8 protein-coding genes are annotated in these 10391 nt (G+C 40.4%); all 8 read left to right on the forward strand.

Going from position 1 to position 10391, the window contains the following annotated elements; all coding sequences use genetic code 11:
• Window positions 1–114 precede the first annotated feature (114 nt).
• The 8 genes from arsS to VIM94_RS09245 all read left to right on the forward strand — a co-directional run bounded on the left by arsS (window position 115) and on the right by VIM94_RS09245 (window position 10304).
• A complete protein-coding gene (gene arsS, locus VIM94_RS09210) occupies window positions 115–1170 on the forward strand; it encodes an arsenosugar biosynthesis radical SAM (seleno)protein ArsS (protein ID WP_332039005.1) in 1056 nt (351 codons plus the stop codon).
• 11 nt (window positions 1171–1181) lie between these two features.
• On the forward strand, window positions 1182–1799 hold the full coding sequence (locus VIM94_RS09215; RefSeq protein WP_332039006.1) for a TIGR04282 family arsenosugar biosynthesis glycosyltransferase: 618 nt from the start codon (window positions 1182–1184) through the stop codon (window positions 1797–1799).
• Window positions 1792–2604 (forward strand): purine-nucleoside phosphorylase, encoded by an 813-nt coding sequence (locus VIM94_RS09220; protein ID WP_332039007.1) that lies wholly within the window; start codon window positions 1792–1794, stop codon window positions 2602–2604. The genes VIM94_RS09215 and VIM94_RS09220 overlap by 8 nt, the downstream gene beginning before the upstream one ends.
• Before the next feature lie 5 nt (window positions 2605–2609).
• On the forward strand, window positions 2610–3578 hold the full coding sequence (arsM, locus tag VIM94_RS09225) for an arsenosugar biosynthesis arsenite methyltransferase ArsM (protein ID WP_332039008.1): 969 nt from the start codon (window positions 2610–2612) through the stop codon (window positions 3576–3578).
• 9 nt (window positions 3579–3587) lie between these two features.
• A complete protein-coding gene (locus VIM94_RS09230) occupies window positions 3588–4874 on the forward strand; it encodes an NAD(P)/FAD-dependent oxidoreductase (protein ID WP_332039009.1) in 1287 nt (428 codons plus the stop codon).
• A complete protein-coding gene (locus VIM94_RS09235) occupies window positions 4871–6454 on the forward strand; it encodes a 4Fe-4S binding protein (protein ID WP_332039010.1) in 1584 nt (527 codons plus the stop codon). Before VIM94_RS09230 ends, VIM94_RS09235 begins: the two co-directional genes overlap by 4 nt.
• Before the next feature lie 154 nt (window positions 6455–6608).
• Window positions 6609–9146, forward strand: a complete 2538-nt coding sequence (gene topA / locus VIM94_RS09240) for a type I DNA topoisomerase (RefSeq protein WP_332039011.1) — start codon at window positions 6609–6611, stop codon at window positions 9144–9146.
• Between the two features lie 3 nt (window positions 9147–9149).
• Entirely contained in the window at window positions 9150–10304 is a 1155-nt protein-coding gene (locus tag VIM94_RS09245) for a formimidoylglutamase (RefSeq protein ID WP_332039012.1), read from the forward strand.
• Window positions 10305–10391 lie beyond the last annotated feature (87 nt).

Genomic DNA, 10391 nt, shown 5'->3' on the forward strand with positions numbered 1-10391 from the left:
TTTTAAAATCCTGCAGCGCTTACCTTGAAGTTACTCATCCCGATGAAAATGGGTATCCCGAATTCAAGAAAACAGGAATCATTTAATAAAAAACTCCTGAAATTAATTTAGTGTATGGCCAGTAAATCATTATCAGCCAGAAAAGATAGCCTCTCTAAGCCTGAAAGACAACTTGAGATCCTGGAAAACGGACTCTTTAGTGAAGCTGAACTTCCAAGGTTTAGGGAGAAACTCGCCGAAACCGGAAACTTCCCTTTAAAACCGGGAAAACTGGAGGTTCTTCAATTAAACCTCGGCTATATGTGCAACCAGGTTTGTTCTCATTGCCATGTAGACGCCGGGCCAGACCGCAAGGAAATAATGACCAGAGAGACAATGTTGCAATGCCTGGAAGTAATCAGGACAACCAGCGCTCATACTTTAGACCTCACCGGCGGCGCTCCCGAGATGAATCCAAATTTCAGGTGGTTTGTAGAAGAAGCATCCAGGGCCGGAATCAAAGATTTTATTGTGCGGTCAAATCTTACTATAATTCTTGCCAACAAGAATTATCATGACCTGCCGGAATTCTTTAAAAAATATAATGTTCACGTAGTTTCTTCGCTACCTTTTTACAAAAAGGAAAAAACAGATAAGCAACGTGGGAATGGAGTTTTTGATAAATCTGTAAAAGCTCTACAGATGCTAAACGAGGTAGGGTATGCGCAAGAGGGAACCGACTTAAAACTCGATTTGGTATACAATCCTGCCGGAGCATTTTTGCCAATAAATCAGCAATTGATGGAGCAGGATTTTAAAAAGGCTTTGAAAAGAGATTTCAATATTGATTTCAATAATCTATTTGCGATCACCAACTTACCAATCAGTCGTTTTCTGGAGTACCTTATAGCATCAGAGAACTATGAAGACTACATGTATGAACTGGTGAACGCCTATAACCCCGAAGCGGTTAAAAATATAATGTGTACGAACACGATCTCAGTGAGCTGGGATGGATGGTTATATGATTGTGACTTTAATCAGATGCTGGAGCTTAAAGTGGCTTCTAATGTAAAGCATATTAGTGAGTATAATGAGGCTGCATTGCAGGGACGTGAGATAATAATTTCTCAACATTGTTATGGTTGTACTGCCGGTGCAGGCAGCAGTTGCCAGGGAACAGTAGCTTAATTTTTTCTGCTTTGAAGAAAAACTCGGAAGAACTTCTGATAATTTTTGCCAAAAACCCCGAAAAGGGGAAGGTTAAAACCCGCTTGGCTAAAGAAATCGGTGATAATGCAGCCCTTGATATTTATAAATTTCTGTTGAAGCATACATATGAGGTTACTAAAAACCTTCGGGTGGATAAGATGATTTATTATGCTGAAAATTTCCCGCAACAGGATATATTTGAGTCGAAGACCTTCAGGAAAAAACTTCAAAAGGGTAATGATCTGGGGGAAAAAATGGAGCATGCCTTTTACGAGGCTTTTTCGGCAAGCTATAAACGGGTTATTCTTATTGGAACCGATTTGCCGGATATTTCACAGAGGGATATAGAAAATGCCTTTGTTCAGCTAAAAGTAAAGGATGTGGTAATTGGTCCTGCGAAAGACGGTGGGTACTACTTATTAGGAATGAAATCAATAAATTCGAAAGTATTTAAAGATAAGGCCTGGAGTACATCTTCGGTTCTGGAAAACACGCTGGAGGATTTTAAGGATAACAATGTCAAACTATTACAAACCCTGAGTGATATTGATGTTTTAAGCGATATTCCGGGGGAATCAGAATTAAGAAAATTCATAAAAGATGATTAAAGAATTAAAAGAATCTACAGATTACCTGCTTAGCCGGGGGTTTGATAACCCAGAAATAGGAATCATCCTGGGGACGGGATTGGGAAAACTGGTTGAGGAATTAGAGATAGAAGCTGAGGTTAGCTATAATCATATTCCATACTTCCCTACGGCTACAGTAGAGTTTCACAAAGGGAAACTGATCTTCGGAAAACTTGAAGGTAAAAAAGTGATTGTGATGCAAGGTCGTTTTCATTATTATGAGGGTTACAGCCTTAGAGATGTGACTTATCCGGTTAGAGTGATGAAAAGGCTGGGGATAAAAAAAATGCTGGTGAGTAATGCCTCTGGTTCTATTAACCTGGATTTCAAAAAGGGGGAGCTTATGCTTATTGATGATCATATCAATTTGTTGGGCGATTCTCCGTTGGCTTTTCATGGCGTTGAGAAATTAGGAGAACGCTTTGTAGATATGAGTCAGCCGTATGATACCGAAATGAACAGTCTCATAGAAGAATCAGCAAAAAAGAATAACATTAAACTAAATAAAGGTGTTTACGCTTCGGTTCTTGGGCCGCAGCTGGAAACGCGAGCAGAATACAGAATGTTAAAAATTTTTGGTGCTGATGCTGTTGGCATGAGCACCGTTCCCGAAGTAATTGTTGCTAATCATTTGGGAATACCTGTTTCGGCCATATCTGTTATTACTGATGAAGGAGATCCTGACAATCTGGAGCCGGTAAATATCAGCGATATTATTGCTATGGCGGAAAAAGCAGAACCAAAAATGATTACTATTTTTAAGGAGGTAATTAAAAATATTTAGAAGAAATGAGTTATCTGGAAACCACAAAAGATGTATACCGGGAAGCAGCATTAACTCCCGACGTTGGCCTTTGTTGCACTACCAATCCCGTGTGGGAACTACCCGGTCTTAAAATCCCGCAAATAATGCAGGATATGAATTACGGTTGCGGGAGTACCGTTCACCCACGCGATCTTGGGAACAATCCAAAAATTCTCTACGTTGGAGTAGGAGGTGGAATGGAATTACTTCAATTCGCCTATTTTTCCCGTCAAAAGAATGGGGTGATCGGGGTAGATTCTGTTTCGGAGATGATTGCGGCGTCAAGGGAAAATTTTATTGAGGCTGAAAAACAAAACCCCTGGTTTAAATCAGAATTTGTTGATCTGCGAAAAGGAGATGCTTTGTCTCTGCCTTTGGAAAATAATAGTATAGATGTTGCGGCGCAGAATTGCCTTTTTAATATTTTTAAAGCTGACGATCTGAAGAAAGCCCTTGAAGAGATGTACCGGGTTTTAAAGCCCCATGGCCGACTTGTTATGAGCGACCCTATTTGTGAACAAGGCATGAACGAAGAACTTAGGAATGATGAACGCCTGCGGGCATTGTGCCTTAGCGGAAGCCTTCCGCTTAATGAATATGTGAAAGCACTCACCGATGTGGGATTCGGAACTATAGAGATAAGGGCGAGAAAACCATATAGAATTCTTAATCCAACGAGTTACCCAACTTCAGAATTAATTTATATTGAAGCAGTGGAAGTGGCCGCAATAAAAGACCCCATGCCGGAAGATGGTCCCTGTGTGTTTACAGGCAAGGCTGCAATCTACTACGGAGAAAATGATTACTTTGACGATAAAAAGGGGCATATCCTGCTGAAAAATCAGCCTCTGGCTATTTGTGATAAAACAGCAAGGGATTTGGCTAAGCTCGATAGGGACGATATTTATATTAGCGAATCCACCTTTCATTACGATGGGGGAGGTTGCTGCTAAAACCAAAGAATGGAACATATAGTCATTATAGGCAACGGAATTTCAGGGATTACCTGTGCCAGGTATATCCGGAAGAATTCAGAGGCCCGCATTACAGTAATTTCTGCGGAAAGTGATTATTTCTTTTCCCGTACCGCCTTGATGTACGTATATATGGGCCATATGAAATGGGAGCATCTTAAACCTTATGAAGACTGGTTTTGGGAAAAAAATCGCATAGAACTTAAAAAGGCCTGGGTTGAAAAAATAGATTTTGGGCAGAAAAGGCTTCATTTTTCTTCAGAAGAAAGCCTTGAATACGATAAACTGGTATTGGCAACCGGTTCGGTTTACAACAAGTTTGGCTGGGAAGGTCAGGATTTAAAAGGTGTACAGGGATTAATTTCCAAACAGGACCTGGAACTTCTTGAAGAAAACACCCAAAATTGTAAAAAAGCCGTGATCATTGGTGGTGGACTTATAGGCGTGGAACTCACCGAAATGCTTAAAACCAGAAAAATTGATGTTACTGTTTTAATAAGAGAGAAAGCCTTTTGGCAAAATGTGCTGCCCATGCAGGATGCTAAATTGATATCTGCACATGTAAGATCTCATGGCGTTGATCTTCGTCACGAAACTCAGCTCAGGACTATTGTAGGAGATGATAACGGCCATGTAAAAGCCGTTATAACAGATACAGGGGAAGAGATTGAATGCCAATTGGTGGGACTTTGTACAGGGGTGAAACCTAATATTGACTTTCTAAAAGATTCAAAAATTGAAACCGATAAGGGTATTTTGGTAGACGAATATTTGCAAACCAGCATCAGTGATGTCTACGCGATAGGCGATTGCGCACAACTTAGGCAAACGAAGCCTCATCGAAATTCTATTGAACCTGTTTGGTATACCGGCAGGATGATGGGAGAAACACTTGCACAAAACCTTACCGGGAATCCAGGGAAATATAATCCAGGAAACTGGTTTAATTCAGCTAAATTTTTTGATATTGAATACCAGACTTATGGAAAGGTTTCTGCAGATCCTCCTGAAGGTGAAGTTCATTTTCACTGGCAGCATAAAGATAATAACAAAGCAATTACAATTGCTTTTGAAGCTTCAGATAATAGGTTTTTAGGGATTAATACATTTGGGATAAGGATGAGACATGAGGTTTTTGATCGCTGGCTAACTGAAAATAAAAGTATCCATTATGTTTTACAGAACTTAAAAGAAGCCAATTTCGATCCCGAATTTTATGAGCACTATGAAAAGGAAATTTTCAAGGCATTTAAAGAAAATATAGAGCAGGTATGAGTAAGATAGAGAGAAATATGTCATTAGCCGGGCAGACTCCTGCAGCACTTTCAGGTACTCAGAAATTGGCCAGTGCTATTGGCCTGATTGGCTTATTCATTCTGGTGTTGGCTGTTGCAAATGTGAACTTTCCGAATAAAGTTTTGTTTCTTACGCTCTCTTTTGTTTTAATCACCGTTGGGACCGTGATTTTCGCTAACGACCTCTATCGCGGGAAACATGCAGGAATAAAGAACGATGGTGTCTGGTTTAAATCTATGACAGGTCGTGGCCTTTGGGCCTGGGTTACCGGGATTGCACTTACCTTATTTTATATTGTACTTTACTGGTTTCCTGAATTCCTCGGCTTAACAGCTGATGGCCCTAATACCGGAGTTATTTCACTTTTCGATCCCCTGAGTTACCTCATTAATGGTGGTCCTGCCAGCCAGTGGTTTGTATATGGTAGCCTTTACACCCTTGCTATTTTTATTTTTGGATATAAGTTTATACTGAAATACCGAAATAACCGATATGAGGTTTTGCGAACATTTTCAGTGATGTTCTTTCAGCTGGGCTTTGCCTTTTTGATTCCTGAGATCCTTATGAGATTGAATCAACCTTATTTCAATCCTGCCAATATCTGGCCGCTCAATTACGATCTTTTCGCCGGATACAAGATTAATGAATTCCTTTCAGCAGGAAATATTGGGGTAATTATGCTGGCCTTCGGGCTGATTTCAATTTTCGTGATCACACCAATTTTGACCTATAAATACGGAAAACGCTGGTATTGCAGCTGGGTTTGTGGTTGCGGTGGTCTTGCCGAGACTGCCGGGGACCCTTATCGCCATCTTTCAGATAAATCACTTTTCGCCTGGAAAGTTGAACGATGGGTCATCCACAGCGTGCTTGTTTTTGTGACTGTGATGACTATTGCGGTGGTATACTCATTTTTGGGAGAAAACGCCGGGGAATTCTGGTTGACCTGGGATATTTTTCTTTGGGGATCTGCCGGGTTTTTAACTCTCCTTTTTGTAGTCATAATGATCTTTAAACGTAATGAACTGGCTAAAGATGCCAAGTATGGAGCTATTGGTTATCTTGTTATAATTCTTTCTATAATTGGAATAAACTATTTTAGCGGTAACGGGAATATCTTTTTCTTTCCAGGCTATCAGCTTCGGGAATGGTATGGCTTTTTAATTGGTGCAGCATTTTCCGGTGTAATTGGTGTGGGCTTTTACCCTATCTTCGGAAACAGGGTATGGTGTAGATTTGGTTGTCCAATGGCAGCAATTCTTGGGATGCAACAGCGATTGTTCTCAAAATTCAGGATTACTACTAATGGAGGCCAGTGTATTTCCTGCGGAAATTGCTCCACTTATTGCGAGATGGGAATCGATGTTAGAGCCTATGCCCAAAAAGGAGAGAACATTGTTCGTTCCAGCTGCGTAGGCTGCGGAATTTGCTCGGCAGTTTGTCCTCGTGGAGTTCTTAAGCTGGAAAATGATTCCCTGAAAGGCAGAATAAATTCAGAAGAGGTTTTACTCGGAAATGATGTGGACCTTTTGGATTTAATCAATCAGAAAGCTCGTTAAGCGCCTTGTTTTTTCAGATGATAAGATAAAGATTTTGTGATCTTTAAAACCTGTATTTACTGGTTTTATAGCTTAAGTTTGTTGTTGTTTTGTTAAGACAGGCTATGGGTTACAAAAAAAATGATATACTTTTGCAAATTCAAAATGCAGTATTATGGCAAAAAATTTAGTGATCGTTGAGTCTCCGGCCAAGGCCAAAACTATTGAAAAGTTTCTTGGCAAAGATTATAAAGTAGCCTCGAGTTTTGGGCATATCGCCGATTTGCCTACCAAAGAACTTGGGGTGGATACCGAAGGGGATTTTACGCCTAAATATATTGTTTCCAAAGATAAAAAAGACGTCGTCAAGAAACTTAAGAGCTTCGCCAAAGATGCAGAGATGGTCTGGCTGGCTAGTGATGAGGACCGGGAGGGAGAGGCTATCGCCTGGCACCTTGCCGAAGAACTCAATCTTAAGGGAGAAAAGACAAAACGTATTGTTTTTCATGAGATTACCAAATCGGCCATTTTAAAGGCGATAGAGAATCCGCGGGATATAAATTACAACCTGGTAAATGCACAGCAGGCCCGAAGAGTTCTGGACAGGCTGGTGGGTTATGAACTTTCACCGGTACTTTGGCGAAAAGTAAAAGGAGGACTTTCAGCAGGGAGAGTACAATCGGTAGCTGTAAGGCTTATCGTAGAGCGTGAAAGAGAAATACAGGATTTTACTCCTGAAGGTTCGTTCAGGATTGATGCTGAATTTACTACAGAAAATGGTAAATCTTTTAAAGCAAAACTTCCTAAAAACTTTGACACCCGGGAAGAAGCTGAAGCTTTTTTGAAGGAAAATCTCGGCGCAGACTTTAAGGTTGCCGAGCTTACTACCAAACCCGCTAAAAAATCCCCGGCACCGCCCTTTACTACTTCTACTTTACAACAGGAGGCTGCCCGAAAGCTGTATTTTTCGGTGAGTAAAACAATGACCATGGCACAAAGATTATATGAAGCCGGTCATATTACATATATGAGGACTGATAGCGTCAACCTTTCAGATGACGCAAAAAAAGGTGCAAATGCCGAAATTTTGAAGGCTTACGGAGATAAATACGCAAAAACCCGGAATTATAAAGGGAAGGCAAAAGGTGCTCAGGAAGCTCACGAGGCCATTCGGCCAACCAGCTTCGAAAATCACACTGTTAATGCCGACAGGGATCAGCAGCGTTTATATGAGTTGATCTGGAAAAGAGCAATCGCTTCACAAATGAGTGAGGCTCAACTGGAGCGCACCAATGTTAAAATTGAGGCTGATAAACATGATAAACACTTCACAGCCAATGGAGAGGTGATAAAATTTGATGGTTTCCTTAAGGTTTACCTCGAAGGTCATGATGAAGAAGAAACAGAGGAACAAAGCGGAATGCTGCCTGCTCTGAAGGAAAGTCAGAAGCTTTTAAATAAATATATAACCGCCACCGAGAGGTTTACACGACCACCATATCGCTATACAGAAGCTTCGCTGGTTAAAAAGCTGGAAGAGCTTGGGATTGGCCGTCCTTCAACTTATGCGCCTACAATTTCTACTATTCAGAACAGGAATTATATCGAAAAAGGTTCGGTAGAAGGTATAGACCGGGATTATATTCAATTTGTTCTTTCAAAAGATAAAATTTCAGAAAAGAAGTTAACCGAAACAGTTGGCAGCGATAAAGGTAAACTGGTGCCTACGGCAGTAGGAATGGTGGTAAACGATTTCCTTGTCAACCATTTTGCTAATATCCTGGATTATAATTTCACCGCGAAGGTGGAGCAAAATTTTGATGATATTGCTGAGGGTAATGAGGAGTGGACCAAGATGATGAAAGATTTCTACAAAACTTTCCATCCACAGGTTGAAGATGTTGCCAAAAATGCTGAAAGAGAGGTCGGTGAGCGCATCCTTGGGGAGGATCCCGAAACCGGAAAACCTGTAAGCGTGCGCTTAGGTAAATTCGGGCCTATGGTGCAGATAGGTTCAGTGGAAGATGAAGAAAAACCGAAGTTCGCCAGTTTGAGCCCGGATCAGACTTTGGACTCTATAACCTATGAAGAAGCGATGGACTTATTCCAGCTTCCAAAAAAACTTGGGGAATATAAAGGAGAGGATGTTGAGGTGAATAATGGCCGTTTTGGACCTTATGTAAGATTCGGAAAGAAATATGTTTCTCTTGCAAAAGGAGAGGATCCCTTAAGTGTGGAATTTGATCGGGCTTTGGAGCTTATAAAGGAAAAGGAAAAAGCCGATGCTCCAATTTATGAATATGATGGAATGCCGGTACAAAAAGGTGTAGGCCGTTTTGGTCCCTACCTTAAATGGAACGGGATGTTCATAAACGTAAATAAAAAGTACGATTTTGATAATCTTTCAGACAATGATATTGAAACTCTTATTGAGGACAAGATCCAAAAAGAAAAGGATAAAGTAATCCATAATTGGGAAGATGAAGGAATTAGGGTGGAGAAGGCACGTTGGGGTCGATCGAACATTATAAAGGGGAAAACCAAAATTGAGCTCCCTAAAACCGTTGATGCTGCAAAGTTAAGTTTGGAGGAAGTAAAGGAAATCCTTGAGAAAAAGGGAGGAAAAAAGAAAACTGCAAAGAAAAAAGCTCCGGCCAAAAAAACAGCCTCAAAAAAGACTTCAGCTAAAAAGAAAACTACCAAAAAGAAATAATTTATGGATTTAGAATTTCTGAGTCCCGTAAATCCTGATTTGCTTGAGGAATTCTCCGGTGAAAATAGCCAGATTCTCCACGATAATCTAGAAATACACACTGAAAGAACCGGGATACCCGGTCTGGAAAATGTACAGGTCGCTCTGGTGGGAGTGAAAGAGAACCGACTGAGCGAGGAAGGAGAAAATTTCCTTCATTTTGATAAAATCAGAAGAGCCTTTTATAAGCTTTATCCCGGGAACTGGCACTTGAATATTGTTGATTTGGGGGATATCGAAAAGGGAGAATCTGTGGAGGATACTTATTACGCCCTTCAAAAATTGGTTTCAGACCTTGTTAAAAAAGATATTCTCCCGGTGATTCTTGGTGGAAGTCAGGATTTGATCTACGCCCAGTATCGTGCCTATGATACTTTGGATCAAATGGTTAACCTTGTGAATATCGATCATAGATTTGACCTGGGAGATGCCGAACAGCCTATAAGTAATCATTCGTATGTAGGAAAAATCGTAGTGAACCAGCCTTACAATCTTTTTAATTATTCCAATTTGGGGTATCAAACCTATTTCAATTCACAGGATGAAATTGAATTGATGGAACGCTTGTTCTTTGATGCCTATCGCTTAGGGGAAATAGTAAATGATATTAGTCTTGTAGAGCCGGTGATGCGGGATGCCAATCTTGTAGGTGTGGATTTGGGTGCAATAAATTCAGCGGTTTTAGGTCCCGGGAATTCTCCAAATGGTTTTGATGGAAGAGAAATTTGTGCGCTGTCCAGGTATGCCGGGATCAGCGATAAAGTTTCCTCATTCGGCCTTTATGAATACACCCCGGAGATGGGAGAAAGAGGTGATATGCTTGTTGCACAGGTGCTTTGGTATTTTATTGAAGGTGTAAATTACCGCACTAATGAAAATACTATTTCGGCAAAAAAAGAGTTTATTAAATATCAGGTGCCGATAGATGATGATGTTTTGGTGTTTCATAAAAGTCCGGTAAGTGGCAGATGGTGGATAGAAATACCTTTTCTTGCAAACGTCAATACTAAATTGAAACGCCATACGTTATTACCTTGCAGCGAAGAAGATTACCTGGAAGCTTGTAACCAGGTAATCCCTGAAAGATGGTATAAAGCCAAGAGAAAAAACGAAGTTTAAACAAATTTCAGACACTAATTGTATTTACTGTATTTTTACCGAAATTATTGTTTTTTAAAAAATAAATAGATAGGTTTACTGCCGTAA

It is taken from the genome of Salegentibacter sp., from assembly GCF_036568425.1.
Taxonomy (GTDB): Bacteria; Bacteroidota; Bacteroidia; order Flavobacteriales; family Flavobacteriaceae; genus Salegentibacter.